General features: G+C 40.6%; 17 protein-coding genes and 1 pseudogene. 2 read left to right on the top strand and 16 right to left on the bottom strand.

The window, feature by feature from the left end; translation table 11 throughout:
• Nucleotides 1–76: 76 nt before the first annotated feature.
• From CU635_RS17890 to CU635_RS17815, 16 genes and pseudogenes are all read right to left on the bottom strand, one after another.
• A complete protein-coding gene (locus tag CU635_RS17890; RefSeq protein ID WP_101578743.1) occupies nucleotides 77–1,009 on the bottom strand; it encodes a metallophosphoesterase family protein in 933 nt (310 codons plus the stop codon).
• A 43-nt stretch (nucleotides 1,010–1,052) separates the two neighbouring features.
• Nucleotides 1,053–2,654, bottom strand: coding sequence for an APC family permease (locus CU635_RS17885; RefSeq protein ID WP_180956608.1), 1,602 nt, complete (start codon nucleotides 2,652–2,654; stop codon nucleotides 1,053–1,055).
• 210 nt (nucleotides 2,655–2,864) lie between these two features.
• Nucleotides 2,865–3,803: a malate dehydrogenase gene (gene mdh / locus CU635_RS17880; protein WP_101578741.1), complete on the bottom strand. Its 939-nt coding sequence runs from the start codon at nucleotides 3,801–3,803 to the stop codon at nucleotides 2,865–2,867.
• Between the two features lie 79 nt (nucleotides 3,804–3,882).
• Nucleotides 3,883–4,230: a BMC domain-containing protein gene (locus CU635_RS17875; protein ID WP_101578740.1), complete on the bottom strand. Its 348-nt coding sequence runs from the start codon at nucleotides 4,228–4,230 to the stop codon at nucleotides 3,883–3,885.
• Nucleotides 4,223–4,507 carry a EutN/CcmL family microcompartment protein gene (locus CU635_RS17870; protein WP_101578739.1) on the bottom strand — a complete coding sequence of 95 codons (285 nt, stop codon included), beginning with the start codon at nucleotides 4,505–4,507 and terminating at the stop codon, nucleotides 4,223–4,225. The genes CU635_RS17875 and CU635_RS17870 overlap by 8 nt, the downstream gene beginning before the upstream one ends.
• 15 nt (nucleotides 4,508–4,522) lie before the next feature.
• A complete protein-coding gene (locus CU635_RS17865) occupies nucleotides 4,523–5,179 on the bottom strand; it encodes a hypothetical protein (protein ID WP_101578738.1) in 657 nt (218 codons plus the stop codon).
• On the bottom strand, nucleotides 5,163–5,831 hold the full coding sequence (locus tag CU635_RS17860) for a phosphate propanoyltransferase (RefSeq protein WP_101578737.1): 669 nt from the start codon (nucleotides 5,829–5,831) through the stop codon (nucleotides 5,163–5,165). Before CU635_RS17860 ends, CU635_RS17865 begins: the two co-directional genes overlap by 17 nt.
• A 36-nt stretch (nucleotides 5,832–5,867) precedes the next feature.
• Nucleotides 5,868–6,158, bottom strand: coding sequence for a BMC domain-containing protein (locus tag CU635_RS17855; protein WP_101578736.1), 291 nt, complete (start codon nucleotides 6,156–6,158; stop codon nucleotides 5,868–5,870).
• Nucleotides 6,159–6,174: 16 nt separating this feature from the next.
• Nucleotides 6,175–7,671 (bottom strand): aldehyde dehydrogenase family protein, encoded by a 1,497-nt coding sequence (locus CU635_RS17850; protein ID WP_180956611.1) that lies wholly within the window; start codon nucleotides 7,669–7,671, stop codon nucleotides 6,175–6,177.
• Nucleotides 7,672–7,739: 68 nt separating this feature from the next.
• Nucleotides 7,740–8,183 carry a hypothetical protein gene (locus tag CU635_RS23470; protein WP_180956606.1) on the bottom strand — a complete coding sequence of 148 codons (444 nt, stop codon included), beginning with the start codon at nucleotides 8,181–8,183 and terminating at the stop codon, nucleotides 7,740–7,742.
• Nucleotides 8,184–8,255: 72 nt separating this feature from the next.
• Nucleotides 8,256–9,269: a phosphotransferase enzyme family protein gene (locus CU635_RS17840; RefSeq protein WP_101578735.1), complete on the bottom strand. Its 1,014-nt coding sequence runs from the start codon at nucleotides 9,267–9,269 to the stop codon at nucleotides 8,256–8,258.
• Between the two features lie 21 nt (nucleotides 9,270–9,290).
• A complete protein-coding gene (locus CU635_RS17835) occupies nucleotides 9,291–10,553 on the bottom strand; it encodes a class-III pyridoxal-phosphate-dependent aminotransferase (protein ID WP_101578734.1) in 1,263 nt (420 codons plus the stop codon).
• Between the two features lie 64 nt (nucleotides 10,554–10,617).
• A complete protein-coding gene (locus CU635_RS17830) occupies nucleotides 10,618–11,394 on the bottom strand; it encodes a DeoR/GlpR family DNA-binding transcription regulator (RefSeq protein WP_101578733.1) in 777 nt (258 codons plus the stop codon).
• Between the two features lie 75 nt (nucleotides 11,395–11,469).
• On the bottom strand, nucleotides 11,470–12,228 hold the full coding sequence (gene fabG, locus CU635_RS17825; RefSeq protein ID WP_101578732.1) for a 3-oxoacyl-ACP reductase FabG: 759 nt from the start codon (nucleotides 12,226–12,228) through the stop codon (nucleotides 11,470–11,472).
• A gap of 728 nt (nucleotides 12,229–12,956) precedes the next feature.
• Nucleotides 12,957–13,574 (bottom strand): annotated as a pseudogene (locus CU635_RS17820) (isocitrate/isopropylmalate family dehydrogenase); the annotation flags it as partial.
• A gap of 245 nt (nucleotides 13,575–13,819) precedes the next feature.
• Nucleotides 13,820–14,221 (bottom strand): VOC family protein, encoded by a 402-nt coding sequence (locus CU635_RS17815; RefSeq protein WP_308303535.1) that lies wholly within the window; start codon nucleotides 14,219–14,221, stop codon nucleotides 13,820–13,822.
• A 137-nt stretch (nucleotides 14,222–14,358) separates the two neighbouring features.
• Between CU635_RS17815 and CU635_RS23465 the strand changes: the two genes are divergently transcribed.
• Together CU635_RS23465 and CU635_RS17810 are read left to right on the top strand one after the other, a co-directional pair.
• Nucleotides 14,359–14,532 carry a hypothetical protein gene (locus CU635_RS23465; RefSeq protein WP_180956605.1) on the top strand — a complete coding sequence of 58 codons (174 nt, stop codon included), beginning with the start codon at nucleotides 14,359–14,361 and terminating at the stop codon, nucleotides 14,530–14,532.
• A 5-nt stretch (nucleotides 14,533–14,537) separates the two neighbouring features.
• Nucleotides 14,538–15,125, top strand: a complete 588-nt coding sequence (locus CU635_RS17810; protein ID WP_101578731.1) for a lysophospholipid acyltransferase family protein — start codon at nucleotides 14,538–14,540, stop codon at nucleotides 15,123–15,125.
• The last annotated feature ends 577 nt before the right edge of the window (nucleotides 15,126–15,702 follow it).

Raw genomic sequence — 15,702 nt, 5'->3', positions numbered from 1 at the left:
TATAGACGAAACTATTACTTAGAAAAGCCTTCCACCTCATCTATCACGACATGAATATAGTAAACACTCAGCTTCATTATCCAGCCGTTAGAGTATAAGCCACTTTTCCATCTGCACCAACATCTATCAACGCTCCTCTAAGCAGGCCTTGGTCATAGTCAGTCCCGGCATTTATACAAACGGTTCTTCCTATCGTGGTGACCCCGCGGCTTTCATGAACATGGCCATGTAAGGCAACCAATGGTTGATACATTTCAATTGCTTCGCGAACGGCTTTGCTGCCTGCTGGTGCAGTTGCCAGCGCATCTCCATCAAGCACTGGCTTTAATTCGGAATCATACAACGTCCCTTGATCCAAATCTGTGTCGTAAGGCGGTATATGAATATTAAAAATACATTTAGCCATGTTTTTAACTTGAGATGCTAACTCATTGATTTTTCCAGCCAGTTCTTCCTCACTGAACTCGCGTGGATACTTAAATACACTTGGTTTACCGCCACCAATAGAAAGGATTTCAAATCCATTAATCTCGATGATGTTGCCATCTCCATTTTGAAGATAACTTCCAGAGTTAAGAAACTCATCCAGATAAAAATCGTCTACGCTTCCCGGAATGATAATACAAGGAATCCCTGCGGCTTGATATCGTTCATCAGCCAACATAATCCACTGTTTCAGAACTTCGATTTGCTTCTCTTTAATAATCCTTTCCGCATCGTTCTCATTTAATCTATTTAAATCTGCTTCTGAGATTACCAATGGATAAAATCCGGCATTCCGTAAATTTCTTTCCAGATCCGGGATTTCACTGGCCTTTTTCACTTTCACTGTCGAACCATAATACGTACACGTATATACCCCGGACTTTTCCACAATCGGTACAACCATTTTTCCTGTAAAGTCCCCGCCATACATGACTAAATCAGCATTATAGAACTTGCCGGCATTAGTGAATTTCCGAAATGCGGTTTCAGCGCCATGCAGGTCGCCTGCATAAAATATCTTCAATTTCTCCTCACCCCGTATCGCTCTTATTATTTTTAAAAGACTCTCAGTCAGAAGGTATCTCCTGGAATTGGATATCGATATCGATGCCTTTTTTAGCATGCGAACGTTTCATAACGAAATAGATGACAATCGGGATCAACATTAACAAGAGGGATACAACAATCATCGTAAATGGCAAATCGCCTCTAAAGAATGGGATCAGGAGATAATAACAAATAGACACGCTGATCGCCAATGTTAACCAACCTAAAATGGTCACCAAATGCATTCCCAAAAATTTAGTCTTAACAATCGGCGGCGAGGAATTAAACAATACTTTCTTTCGGGTTGAAAAAACGATCCCGGCAATTCCTAAGAAAATCCACGCCAAGAACCAGGTGAAAATGGTGTAAGCGATATTTGCAGTCCATGACGGAACGAAAATATCGAGCATCAGAAAAACCCAGGCGGCTGCGATAATCGTTTTCAACGCATACGTCGGTGAATTTGTCTTTGGATTGAGTTCCATAAATTTTTTAGGGATTAATCGGTCAAATGACCAGGCAACGAAGTTACGGGACGGGCCGAAGCCTAATCCAGCCGCTGAACCAAATGTGGCAATCGCGAAGCATATCGCAATTAAAAGCACGAAAATAGGACTCTTTGTCATAATACCAATCATGATCGTGATAAAAGGATCATAACCTGCAAATGGATAAGCCTCATGCCCGGCATTATAAAGATAATATAAGCTGTTTGACCATACGTCACCAAAGTTAATATAAGTCATGCCATAGAAAACAGCCCATATCACCATTAATATAGCTAGGGAACCAAACAATGCAAGCAACTGAGATTTTTGGACATTACGAACTTCTCCAGCCAGATTTGCTCCAAAGGTTGAACCTAATGTATTTAGAATGATATAAGTGGATCCAGCCATGAAGGTGGCACCAAAAAGAAATTCTGTAGTAAAACCATCTTGTTTAGCAATAGTAATGACATCGTCATAGTTTAAGCCTGTTAGTTGAGTAAAATTTGCAGCAAAAGTTCCTTGCCCGGTTACGAGGTTTGCGATAATAAATACTACAGCTCCCAAAAGTGTGGCACCTAACGTGATATAAGCCAAGCGCACCATCCACTTTGTTCCTTTGTAATAAATATAGTAGATAAACAGCAACATGGCTGTTCCGATGAGGGCATGCATGTAATTACTGTTAAAAAACTCAGCATAGCCAAGCCATGTCGCATCATTGCCATTAATCAGCGCAATCGAATAGAAGAATTCTACAATGGACCATTTTATAATCCAATTCAACAAAATTCCTGTCCACGAGATTGAAGTAAAGGTAATCATAAAACTCGCCATTAAGCCCAGTGACGGATGCAGAATACGGCTAATATAGATATATTCACCGCCTGACCTTGGCATGGATACGGAAAATAACCAATATAACCCTGCAATAATAAACATTTGTGATACAGCTAAAATAGCCCAAACCATATGTGCCCCCGGATACAAAAATGGAGCCCACATAATGTATACGAGTGCGAACATTAACCCCGGGTTTGCAGCTGAGTAGATCATCGTATCGATTGGACTGATTTGCCGTGCGATGCCACCGCTTGATTTCTGTTCAAACAACGCGAGACCAGAATTAGACATGTTTTCCCCCTTCTCTCCATATGGTTTTCTCATACATTTCAGGCACCCAAAGAGACTATATCTGACACATCCATCACGACTTGTTGCAGCAACAGGGTTCCAAAAGTTGCGACACTCAAGTATTGTTTCGCTACAATCACCTCCTTGCTAAAATAAGAGAAATAATTTTTTAAATATTTTGAAAATTAATCTCAAAAAAAATATTCTTCTTCATCTAAGCAGGTTCAAAACGTTTTTTACCGATTCAGCTGAAATGTCCAAGGCTAGTTTTTCTTCAGCTGTTAGCGGCAATTCAATAATACTTTCTATGCCGTTTCCGCCAAGAATCGCAGGAACTCCAAGATATATATCTTCGTAACCGTATTCTCCCTCCAAATACGCTACGGAAGGAAGAATTCGCTTTTTGTCTTTCACTATCGCTTCTGCCATTTGGACAATTGAAGCGGCAGGGGCATAATAAGCACTTCCCTGGCCAAGCAATTTAATAATTTCTTCTCCGCCTTTACGGGTTCGTTCAACAATCACAGCAATTTTTTCTTCTGATAAAATTTTTTCTAAAGGGATTCCTCCTGCATACGAATAACGAATTAAAGGAACCATTGTATCTCCATGGCCTCCTAAAACAAAACCCGAAACATCTTCAACCGAAATATTTAACTCTGCGGCGACAAATGCATTAAACCTGGCAGTATCCAGCACCCCGGATTGACCGATCACCCTGTTTTTCGGAAAGCCGGTCGACTTAAAGCAAATATATGTCATTGCATCTACCGGGTTGCTAAGTACTAAAACATAGCTTTCAGGAGCATAGTGAGCTATCTGTGCTGACACTTCAGCCATTATTTGTGCATTTGTTGCAGCGAGATCGTCCCTGGTCATACCCGGTGTTCTTGCAATCCCGGCAGTGATAATAACTACATCTGCATCGCTAATATCTTCATAATTGCAGGTTCCTTTAATAGCATAATCAAACTTTTGTATCGGTCCTGTTTCTAACAGGTCTAGCGCTTTTCCTTTTGTAGGGTTCTGCAAAGAGGGAATATCAACAAGCACAATATCGCCAAGCTCTTTTTGTGCAATCATTAACGCGATCGTGGTGCCTGTATATCCCGATCCAATCACTGCAAACTTTTTCCGTTTAAATGACACGTTTGATCCCCCCTTTCCCCAAAAATATTGAACCCTATTGAAATGATAACTGGTTCCATCATTGCTGATTTTGATTCTTCTATTGCTCAGCGTTTTCCGTATCAGCTGATTGTTTGTCAGTCTGTTCCCGTTCGTTTTTTAACTGTTTAACTTCATTTTTGTCTTCGATCAATTGACTCGTGTCGATATCGGGATGAGGAATGACATGAAAGGCGACTAGTGCTTTCGTTCTTTCCGCCACTTTTTTGCCCGATTCAACAGCAGACTGCACAGCACTTACATCACCTTCTACCAATATAGTTACCAGTGCCGCGTCTACCATTGACTGTTTGACAAGGCTGACATTTGCATTCTTTAACATCGCATCCGCTACTTCGATCGAAGCTGCCAATCCCCTGGTTTCCACCATTCCTAACGCTTTAGTCACCGTCCTCACCCTTTCGTGTATCAATTGCATCAATAATTCCGATCACTAATGCATCTATGGGTAACCTATTATCGTCTGAGTACGAAGCAGGGGAACCTTTCGTAACCATTACTTTATCCCCTAACCCGGCTCCGATCCGATCTACTGCAACCAATGCCGGCTCTCGTGGATTATCACGGTCTAACAGATCAGGCTGGATCACCAAGAACTTTAATCCTGTTAATCCTTCCTCTTTTCGTGTTGCCCAGATGTTGCCTACCACTGTACCAATGATCATGAGTCACTCCCCCTTTTAGCCTCTGCCATCGATAATTTTTATGTCCTTCTCTTTTGCGGTATCTCGTGCCAAAGGAGTGATGATCGTATCACGATGAACATGTATACAGTCCTCTTTCCACCGATCAATTATCTCTTTCGTTAGTAATTTCTCATCAAAGTTGATAAATTGCTTTCCGTCGGAAGAACGAGACAACTGCTCTTTTTCCTCTGGGATAATTGATTTCAACGGATAAAAGTGAACCCCAAAATCTTGTAATCGTTGATGATAATCTAATAACTGCGTCATATATTTGTTGTTTACCGTTTGATTGTCATGGGGTTTTAGAATCCACGATAAAGAGTTGTTCGGAACAAAATCAACATGGAATCCTTGAGACATCAATTTGGAAAATAACAAGCTCTCAGGTGTATCAATAATGCCTAATGCTCCCTTTACAAGTAAGTCCTGATTCACGTCCAAAAAAACCGCTTGGCAGGTCGAACAGGGAATATCACTGCTATCAGGCTGCCTCTCGATGACATCCCAATGCGATTTGAGCTCCTCTATCTGCTCCTTGTGTTGCTGCAGGTCCTTAGCAATGACAAGAAGCTGCTGCTTTTTCTGCTTAGCCGATTCCATTCTCCGGAGGACTGCGATGACAATTTCTTCAACATCATATTGATTGGTCATATGTCAACCCCGCTTTGACTAATCTCCCTTTCTGGCCATTTTTTATCGCACCAGCGTTTGCTTCATCTGTATCAATATGCATTTCTAATATGAATTTAGGCGATACACGAATACGCACCCGTTCGAACGTGATCGGACGCTCCTCATTAGAGATTTCTACCTTTACATAGTCGCCGTCGTGCAAATCAAGGTGATGCGCATCAGCTGGTGGCATATGAATATGAGCCTGGGCGATGATCAATCCTTCGTCCAAATAGATACTTCCTTTTGGTCCGACAATTGTTACCGGGGAGGAGCCCTGAATGTTTCCTGACTCACGGATCGGCGGATTCACCCCGAGCCGGATCGAATCTGTTCTACTTATTTCAACTTGTGCCGCTCTTCTTAACGGTCCGAGGACTCGAACCTTCTCGATGCTCCCGCGGGGCCCTGCGATGGTTACCGTTTCATTTGCAGCAAATTGGCCTGGTTGTGATAAATCCGACTTCTTTGTTAGCTGATACCCTTTCCCAAACAGTTTTTCTAAAGCCATCCCACTCAGATGACAGTGGCGCGCTGAAACGGCAACAGGAATAGCTATTGTGTCATGCCTTCTCTCCTCTAATTTTCGTAACACTTCTTTTACAATTTGTTGTGAGTCAAGTTTGATCATCTCATGAACCTCACTCTATTATTGCTTAGCTAGTTTTCAAGACTCTATTTTTGGCAGAATGATTTGCAGCTCATTATGAGGCCGTGGAATGACATGAACGGAAATAAGTTCCCCAACACGCTGTGCAGCCGCGCTGCCTGCATCAGTTGCCGCTTTAACTGCCCCAACATCACCCGTTACAAGCACAGTAACAATCCCTCCGCCTACATGAACCTTCCCTACTATGTTCACATTGGCAGCCTTCACCATCGCATCCGCCGCTTCCAATGAAGCAACCAATCCTCTCGTTTCGATCATTCCAAGTGCACCGTTAATATCTTTAGCCATGCTGGACTCCTCCTAATTATTGATTTTGATACTTCTCGATAACGCTCTTTACCAACTGCGAAACTAAGTCGGGATCAGCTGATGTTGATTTCATATCCACTTCTCTAATCACTTGTTTAACAATTTGATCAACGCTGTCGGTGGTTAAGTTTTGCTGAATCCCTTCTTTCGTATATTTCGATGGTTTTGGTATCGAGACATCTTTAATTCCATAGGCGATTCGTTTTATATTGATCAAATGATGAGCTGTGATATTGTCGGAGGTAATATTTCCGCCATATGACCCGCAACCCAATGTCATTGAGGCTGTTAATCCTGTTGTTGCTCCTGCGGCACCGATGGAAGCAAGCGTGTTCACCAAAATACGTGAAACGGGCATTTCAATGCCAAACATATTGACTACTGTTTCATCGTTTGAATGAAGTGACAAACTATGTCCTCTGCCTCCGAGATTCAATAATGCCAGACAAATTGTTTTCGCCTCTTCTACATCATCTGCTGTATACAAAGCAAAAATTGGCGACAGTTTTTCAATCGAAAAAGGGATATCCTTCCCAATCCGGTTTTCTTCAGAAATTAATATTCGTGTCCCGTTCGGAACCTCAATTCCGGCCATTTCAGCAATGGTTTCAGCTGTTCGTCCCACAATAGCCGGGTTTAGCTTGCCTTTTACGGGGGAAATAATATTTTCCACCTTTGCTTTTTCAGCTTCATTAAGAAAGTATGCGCCGTTATTTTTTAACTCTCTAATCGTTATTTCTTTAATATTTCTGTGAACGACAATTGATTGTTCTGTGGCACAAATGGTGCCATTATCAAACGTTTTACTATCGACAATCATCTTTACTGCCTTATTTACATTAGCTGTTTTATCGATATATACTGGTACATTCCCCGGTCCCACCCCGTAGGCTGGTTTTCCAGAACTATACGCAGCTCGAACTAATCCACCTCCTCCTGTTGCCAGGATCAGATTGATATCGTGATGTTGCATTAGTTGGGTGGCCGCTGCCATGGTTGGTGTTGTGATCCAACCGATTAGTCCTTCTGGAGCACCAGCTTCTACAGCTGCTTCGTTACAAATTTTCAATGCTTCTACTGTACAATTTACGGCCGATGGATGAGGGCTTACGACAATCCCATTTTGTGCTTTCAGTGAAATAAGGGTTTTGAAGATGGCTGTTGAAGTAGGGTTCGTAGTTGGAATAATACATGCTATCACACCGAAAGGATAAGCAACTTCGGTAATTTTCTTAACTGGATCTGTTCGAATCACTCCAACAGTTTTCTGATCCTTAATCGCTTCATAGACACCCATGGAACCTAATTCATTTTTGATCTTTTTATGTTCGACCACACCCATTCCCGTTTCATCTACTGCTAACCGGGCTAAGGATTCGGATGCTTGATATGCAGCTTCCGCCATATTTTTAACGATTCGATCGACTTGTTCCTGTGAAAACTCTTGAAACTTCAATATTGCCTCGTTCGCGCGGCGAACCGCTTCTCTCATTTCCTGGATCGATTTCAAGTCATAGTCCAGTTCAATAATGGGGAACACTCCTTTCACAATCTCTATCGTTAATGATGGCGAAAGAATTTCACCTTAGCATTTCTCAAATCTTTGTCTACATCCATGTACATTCCGGTTTTTGTTTCCTTTTTAGGAGAGCAATGTTGCGGGTCCTCGTCTGAAAAAGGAGCATGTTCGTGTTCCGAAGGTTTTGCATTTTTTCCTGTTCCAATAGAAGAAGAAATAATCTCCCAAACTTTCAACTCTTCCTCTGTTAGAGGAATCAGTTTTGGGTTTTCATCAATAGAAGATTTCGTTGTTTGTGCTATACCAATAGAAGAAGAAATAGCATTCCATTTCTTCAACTCCTCTTCTGTGAGTGGACGATAATTAGGCTGCACATCCGTGGAAGGATGTCTATCGTTCCAGCTACATTCTAAAGAGGAATGAGAGTTCTCCTTTAGCTCTAAAAGTACCAATCTCGTAATCTTTTCTACTAAGGCCGTATTCATTTTTCTCGCCTCCAATGCGCATACCGATTGCATTTTGTTTAAATTGATGTTGAAAAGCGTTTAGTGCAGAAATTATATTTCTGCATATTGTACATATTTTTCTGCCAAAGAGTCAGTGTCAACTGTAAAACCACTCCCTAATTCCCTGGTCGTTTCATTATCCCGACTGCCGATCCAGGCTATTAGCTGTAATCTGCGCATCATAATAAAAGTAGGGATTTCAAGTTCCTCCTCTTCAGTCAGAGAACGAAGCTTTCGATAACCTGTTAACCATGCATCAATTAGCGCATGCACATATGATTTATGTTCGATAAAACTTAACGAGGTAGCCAAATCATAAAGATACCAGCCAAAACCGCAATCATCAAAATCAATCACTTTTATTTGATCGCGTTCAACAAGTAAATTCGCAAGCCGTAAATCTGAATGAATTAATCCATATCGATCAGGCCCTTTTCCAAAGCGATCAAGTCTTTCTTTAATTTTTTCTGATACTTTGGAAAACAATTTCGCTCTTTCAGGTGTAATTGCTAAACCATCCTGCCATCTTCCCCACTTCGGGTTTGGCCCAAGAATTGTTTCATAGTCCCAAGTCAGTCGGCTAAGATGTGTGAGGTTTTTCCTGTTATTGACACTATGTTCATGTAATTGAGCTGTAATTTCACCCAGAAATTCAAATTGTTTGATGAGTTCATTTTCATTATCTTCATCCGGGGCACTGCCTTCTAAAAAAGTGAACAAGGTACAGTAGTATGGGTTTTGTTCATGGTCTACTACCTGAACATCATCACCGTTACTTCCGGCAATAGGTAATGAAACCGTGATAGAAGAGTGTGCATCTATTGATCTCAACCATGCGAGCTCACTTTCAACTTCAGATTTGCTATGGTATCCGGGACGTCCCACCCGCAATACATAATTTTTACCTGTGACGGAATTGTCCACTAGATAGGTAGCATTTTCCGAGTAATTGAGAAGTTGAATCTTAGCTTGGGACAAAAAGGGGTATAAATGGATAGCGCTATTAGCAATTTGATTAAATTTTTCTACCGACTCTTTTAAAGGGTCGACGGATGAATCGCTCATTTTACTTCTCCCTTCTATGCGTTAGTTATAGCTATAAGCCATTTGTGCTGCCTGTTTAATACTTAGTTCACAGCGTGAAAGCAGTTCATCACAATAATCTTTATCACAAAGCAATCCAGGCTTAAATTGCAGAACCTTATTATCAAGCATCGAATAAATCGCCCACACTCCATTTTTATATAGACACTGCATAACATAAATTGCTCCTTTTGGATGACTGAATTCCAGTCCCATCACAACGCCTAATTGACGAATTCCCACCATAAAATCAGAATATTGCTCTTTGATTGTTTCGAGTCCTGTTCGTAAATAGCGCGCGACAAAATCGACGTTTTGTTTTACTTCCTTGCGTTGTGATATCTCTAAAACCTTCATTGCGACAATACAGCCCAGCTCCGAACCTCCAAATGTCGAGATATGGGCAAAGCCATCCTCATTCATCCAGTTTCCTGCTTTTTTGTTGACCACGGTGGCTGCGATCGGATATATACCGCCACTTAATCCCTTCGAAGTTACTAAAATATCGGGCTCAACCCCATAGTGGTCGATCCCCCATAGTTTTCCAGTACGCATTAAGCCAGTTTGTACTTCATCAGCGATATAAAAAGAGCCATATTTTTCACACATACTTTTGACGGAAGCGAGGTAGCTATTTTCCGGAAGAGGAAAACCGTATGTAGCCGGAATGGTTTCGATTACCACACAGGCAACATCTTCATGACAAAGGACCATCTCCATTGTCTCCAAATCATTAAAAGGCACATGAATAAAATCCTCTGGATTCCCTTCGCTTAAGAAGGGACGGGAATACCGTTCATTTCCCAAAGATACTGCCAGTCCAGTATGTCCATGGTAACCATATAGAATGGACACGATTTTTTTTCGTTTTGTCGCATAACGGGCACATTTTATGGCAACATCTATCGCTTCACTTCCACCACTTGAGAAAATCGAATACTGTAAGCCGTCCGGTGTACATTTAGAAAGATCTTCTGAAAGCTGGGCGCGGGTTATAGCAGGGAAATGGTGGTTTCCAATATCGAATTCATTTAAGGCTTCTTTTAAAGTGGCAATAATTTCTGGATTGCGATGGCCCAGATTATATGTCCCGCCATTTAAATGGACGTCCATTAACTTTTTTCCATCGATATCGTAGAAATAATATCCTTCACGTTTTCCCATTACCAAATCAATGCCATCGTTCTGCCATTGCTTTGTTTTCCCAGGATTCCACCAATTAATAGATTGTTCAAGAATAGAATCCTTATTTCTTTGTTTGATCATGGTCTTCTCCCCGCTTCTTTAAAACCAGTTTTGTGTGTTGGTTACAATAAATATCCCTTTATAATTACATTTCATCTGCTATCAAAAGTTCAATTTCTTTTTCAGCTAAAATCTTTTTCCATTCCTCAGGGCAACTCTTATCGGTAATGATCATTGACGCATCTGTTAAGGAACACATATAGGCGAAGGTCGTTTTTCCGAACTTGGAATGATCAGCCAGTATAAAGACATCGTCAGCACGTTCAATCATTTTCCGGGAGATGCTTGATCCGCTGATATCATAGTCTGTAATTCCGTTGACGGTTGAGATTCCCCCTGCAGATATGAACGCTTTATTTGCCTTCAGCATCTCAAGCATCCTTTCAGAGAGGGGGCCGCTGGTGTATTTTTGATTTCCTTCAAATTCCCCGCCGGTAAAAATCATACGACCTTTAAATACTTCCATGGCTATCAACATAACAGGAATAGAATGGGTAATCAGTGTAATATCATTTTTATCCGCTAAGTGATGAACAATTTCTAATGGTGTGGTCCCATTACCTATCATGATAATGTCACCATCTTCAACCAATTGCGCCGCCGTCCTGCAAATGGCTTGTTTTTCTCTTATATTAATAGTTGTTTTTTGGTCAAAGGGTAATTCCCAACTATTGATCTTCGTTTTTACAGCTCCTCCATAAACCTTCTTCAGTATGCCTTCTTTTTCAAGCCGATCCAAATCACGCCGGATCGTTTCATCGGAAACCTGAAGTTTATTGGCCAGTTCCCGGACCTGCACCTTTTCTTCTCTTGCTAAAGCTTCCAATATCGTTATTTTGCGTTCCTTAAAGGATAATGACATTTTTAGTACCACCTATTACGTTAATGAATTGGAGCACTAAACATTTCAACAGCTATTAAAAATATCACTATTTTTTTAATTTTCAGGTAAAATTTGACCGCCATCAACAATGATCGTCTGCCCTGTGATAAAGCCTGCTTCCTTTGATGCTAAAAATAGCGCAGCATAACCGATATCTTCGACACTCCCTAATTTTTGCATTGGAATGGCTGATGCCATCTCTTGCAGATAATCATCCCCTAAACCTTCTAATCCTTCCGTAAGTACATTTCCTGGCAGCACCGCATTTACCGTGATATTATCACCAGCCAGCTCCAATGCCGCTGTTCTCATAAAACCCAGTTGTGCTGCCTTGCTCGCTGCATAGTGCGACCAACCCGCGTAACCGGTAACAGGGCCAGTAATCGAAGAGGTAATCACGATACGTCCATATGTCGCTTGTTTTAGGTATGGTATACACGCTTGTACAGCATGCAAAGTTCCCTTCGCATTAGTATTCATGACAGTATCCCAATCTTCGGTTGTCATTTGCTCAAGGGTTACTGAAGGAAAGATTCCGGCATTCGCACATAACACATCGATGCTGCCAAATGTTTCATTGACCTGTTTAGCCACTGCCTCCATGGATCCACGGTCTGTAACATCCCCACAAAGTGCATAAACTTTGCCATTCCCCCGATTAAGTTCAACTGCACATGCTTCTGCAGCAGCAAGATTTCTTGCAACAATCGCCACATTCGCTCCATGATTCGCAAAAGTCCGTGCGATTCCTTTTCCAATCCCTTTACTGCCGCCAGTGACGATAACAGTCTTTCCTTTTACAGAATCAAACATATGAACAACTCCTTTTTACATTTATGTTGGGTTATTTTAAAAAACCACATCATGCCATGGGAATCTATAAATTTTTGTTGGATGTTTTGTGTATTGTTGTTGATTTCAGTTGATAGTAATGTGTATGAGTGTTGATTACTTAATATTCCGACAACTTGTAACTTTCGTATGTAAATAGTGCTAATTATATTTCGTGTGAGCAATACTTTTCGATCGGGTACTAAGTCAGAGGATTGGATGTTTGTGTAGATAACACAATATTTTAATAAAACTTTACTCAACTATAAATAGAATGCCGAGCTACTCTTGTGTTGATATTAAAAGATCTTATCACTTTCTCATGAAGGTGGTTTGTCAATTGTGTCCCGGGGCGCGGTTAGTAGGGTCGTGGCATAATAATGGAACGAAGGGATGTTTTCTTACTTACTAGAAAAAGAGGATGTTTCAAAAGCTAAGCTTTTGGAACACCCTCAAAAAATTATTCGCTATGTACTCCTTTGTATACTTCCGAGGCAGTACGGTTTTCTCGTTTGTTTAGCTATATCAGGCTACTTCGGCCTCTTGATCGAGAAAACTTTTCCTATTATGGCATAGTCGTTGCCTGCCAGGCGGCTGACAGCAGCAAGCATATTCTGGTTGATTCTGCCCTGTTCATATAAATTATTTTCGATATGATACTGGACAACCCGGCCGATCAGCAAGTCGCATGCTGGCTCTCCTTTTGTACCGACCTCTTCAAACACCTGATCCCAGAATACCATCGAATAATTCAACGCATTGCCTTTGCTGATACTGGTCAGCGATTTTCCTTGCTTTCGGGCCTCTTCGTATCCATAGCGAATGATTCTCTCCACTCCAGTTCTTGAAAAAACACCGGTTTGCAAAACCACTTCATGAGGCTGATCTTTAAAAAGCCAATCCCCGGCACCAGCATATTCACCCTCACTGTTTTCTCTGATGACCAGCATATCAATCTGCTCTCGGGAAACATCCTTTAGAGGACATGGTGCTCCTTCCAGCAATTTGATCGGGCGAAGGTTTACATACTGATCGAAACCCTTGCGGATTTTCAGCAAAAGCTCCCACAGGGAAATATGGTCAGGAACGCCCGGATAACCAACAGCACCAAGGTATATTGCATCATAGTCCTTAAGCTGCTCCAGCCCATCATCCTCCATCATTTTTCCATATTGGCTATAATATTCACATCCCCAAGGAAAATAAGTAAATTCAAATTCAAAGCTGCCATCCAATTCTGCCACTTTATTTAATACCTTAATTCCTTCTGCCACTACCTCCGGCCCGATACCATCTCCCGGGATTACCGCGATTCTGTACTTTTTCATCATACGAGTCTCCTATCCGGTTTTGATTTATCCCTTTATTAGTCAACGGGATGACGAGCATTACGCCATCCCTGTGTTGCTTTTAACCAATCTTTCTATCCTTAAAATTTACCTGATAACAGATGCCCGGCGTTTGGAACCTCTGCTTTTAAATTTAAACCCTCGCATCCGCGCCCTCGATATTTAAGTGATCAGCATGTTCAATGAGATTGTTCGGATCCAGTCATTCTACCTCCAAGTTAACCTTATTTATTTCCCAGGTTTAACTGCCATGTCACACCAAATTTATCAATGACCCAACCGTATTTTTCACTGAATGGATATTGAGCTAACGGCATAAGCACTCCGCCATCTAGTGATAGCTTTTCATATACTTCATCAATTTCATCCTCAGAATCACATGCTACGTATATTGAGATAGCAGGAGTAAACGTAAAGTCATGCTTAACATTGCTATCTATACACATAAACTCCTGTCCGTTCAGTGAGAAAGTAGCATGCATCACTGTTCCTTCCGCACCAGGGCCAGCTGCTCCATAGCGGGCAATACCTAGAATTTCTGAATTTTTGAATACAGTCGTGTAAAAATTCATTGCTTCTTCAGCTTTGCCATCGAACATTAAAAAGGTAGTAAATTTTTGCACTATCCATCAAACTCCTTCTATTGTATATGTTTTCTTTATTTTATATTAAAAGAGGATTAATGCTCCAATTCGTAAAAACTTTCTTTTTTAATACCTAGTACTAATACTTAGTGATAAAATAAATAATGGAGGTATACGATATGGTTCAATCTCACGCAGTATTATCACTACGGTTTCATATGTATAAGCTTTATGCCCGGGGGTCTAACTTAGCCGGGAAGATAAACAAGCATGACAAAATTGTTCTTTATGGTATTGGCAGAGGATTCACTGAAAATGGAGCATTAACTAAATTGGAATTGTTAGGTGGATGAAAAATATGTATAGAATTATCACGAACATACTAAAAGTCATATTAAAAATGCGAGGAGCATTTATCATTGTTAACAAAGAAAATCTACCGAAAAATCCAGGTTATATAATTGCCTGTACACATCGGGGATGGGTCGATGTTGTCGCTCTTGGTGCTGCCATCTTGCCTGAACAAATTCACTTCATGGCTAAAAAAGAATTATTTCGCAATGCATTGTTTTCCCGGTTCTTAACAGCTATAAATGCCTTTCCGGTAGACCGAAAAAATCCGGGAACAAGCAGTATTAGAGTTCCTATTCAATTATTAAAAAATGGGAAAAATGTTGGGATATTTCCCTCTGGAACCCGAACATCGGAGGAAGCTCCACTAAAAAGAGGAGCTGTGACGATTGCCAAAATGGGGAAAGTGCCAATTGTACCAGCGGCCTATTCAGGACCCACCAATCTGAAAGAATTGTTCACTAATAAGAAAATAAAAATTATAATTGGAAATCCGCTGATCTTTGAATATGAAAGTAATAACAGACATGAAATTGATGACAATACAACGAGGTTATCAGAGGTATTTAGGGCGCTTGAAAAAAGTATTAATTAAATCAGTCTTTAAACAAACATATTAGGTTATTAAATTTCACATTGGGCTTATACACTTCTAGGTTAATGAATTTTATAAAGCAATTTTTCGACTGAAAACGCACAGTTATTCTCATATCCTCCTGCATAATTCTGTGTATTTGGCAACTTTTTCCGTTTTTCTGGTTAGCTCATTACATTACGAAATTTACACGGGTAACAACATAAATAAAAGAATTATTATACAAGCCAAATATTTTCTGGACGAAACGATGTATTAATTGTAATACAACAAAACATACATAAATTGAGCTGCCTAACCTTACTATCATAGCTGATAGGTTAGACAGCTGATATGTTCCTATATATTTCATTTATATAATGTTTAATTTGAAAATTTAACTCCGAACATTCTATCAATACTCTTAACATTCCTGTTATTTAACTTTCTGAATCTCCTACAAATGATCCAAGTTCTAATGATTTTGTTAATTTTTCTGGTTGATTCTCTATCAAAACAAACGAAGCCGAACAAATCCGGTTCGATATGTTCGGCACTAGGAAAATACATGTCATTTAATTTTAATGAAGCAACGCAC

It is taken from the genome of Bacillus canaveralius, assembly GCF_002860125.1.
Lineage (GTDB): Bacteria > Bacillota > Bacilli > Bacillales > Cytobacillaceae > Bacillus_BJ > Bacillus_BJ canaveralius.
The sequence above is the reverse complement of the archived record's forward strand: the minus strand, read 5'-3'. Positions and strand labels throughout refer to the sequence as shown.

Bases quoted from the DNA above. Each gene is read 5' to 3' on its own strand.
- CU635_RS17885 (WP_180956608.1), bottom strand. From the start codon at position 2,654: ATGTCTAATTCTGGTCTCGCGTTGTTTGAACAGAAATCAAGCGGTGGC.
- CU635_RS17870 (WP_101578739.1), bottom strand. From the start codon at position 4,507: ATGATCATTGGTACAGTGGTAGGCAACATCTGGGCAACACGAAAAGAG.
- CU635_RS17865 (WP_101578738.1), bottom strand. From the start codon at position 5,179: ATGACCAATCAATATGATGTTGAAGAAATTGTCATCGCAGTCCTCCGG.
- CU635_RS17860 (WP_101578737.1), bottom strand. From the start codon at position 5,831: ATGATCAAACTTGACTCACAACAAATTGTAAAAGAAGTGTTACGAAAA.
- CU635_RS17855 (WP_101578736.1), bottom strand. From the start codon at position 6,158: ATGGCTAAAGATATTAACGGTGCACTTGGAATGATCGAAACGAGAGGA.
- CU635_RS17850 (WP_180956611.1), bottom strand. From the start codon at position 7,671: ATGAGAGAAGCGGTTCGCCGCGCGAACGAGGCAATATTGAAGTTTCAA.
- CU635_RS23470 (WP_180956606.1), bottom strand. From the start codon at position 8,183: ATGAATACGGCCTTAGTAGAAAAGATTACGAGATTGGTACTTTTAGAG.
- CU635_RS17840 (WP_101578735.1), bottom strand. From the start codon at position 9,269: ATGAGCGATTCATCCGTCGACCCTTTAAAAGAGTCGGTAGAAAAATTT.
- CU635_RS17835 (WP_101578734.1), bottom strand. From the start codon at position 10,553: ATGATCAAACAAAGAAATAAGGATTCTATTCTTGAACAATCTATTAAT.
- CU635_RS17830 (WP_101578733.1), bottom strand. From the start codon at position 11,394: ATGTCATTATCCTTTAAGGAACGCAAAATAACGATATTGGAAGCTTTA.
- fabG (WP_101578732.1), bottom strand. From the start codon at position 12,228: ATGTTTGATTCTGTAAAAGGAAAGACTGTTATCGTCACTGGCGGCAGT.
- CU635_RS23465 (WP_180956605.1), top strand. From the start codon at position 14,359: ATGGTTCAATCTCACGCAGTATTATCACTACGGTTTCATATGTATAAG.
- CU635_RS17810 (WP_101578731.1), top strand. From the start codon at position 14,538: ATGTATAGAATTATCACGAACATACTAAAAGTCATATTAAAAATGCGA.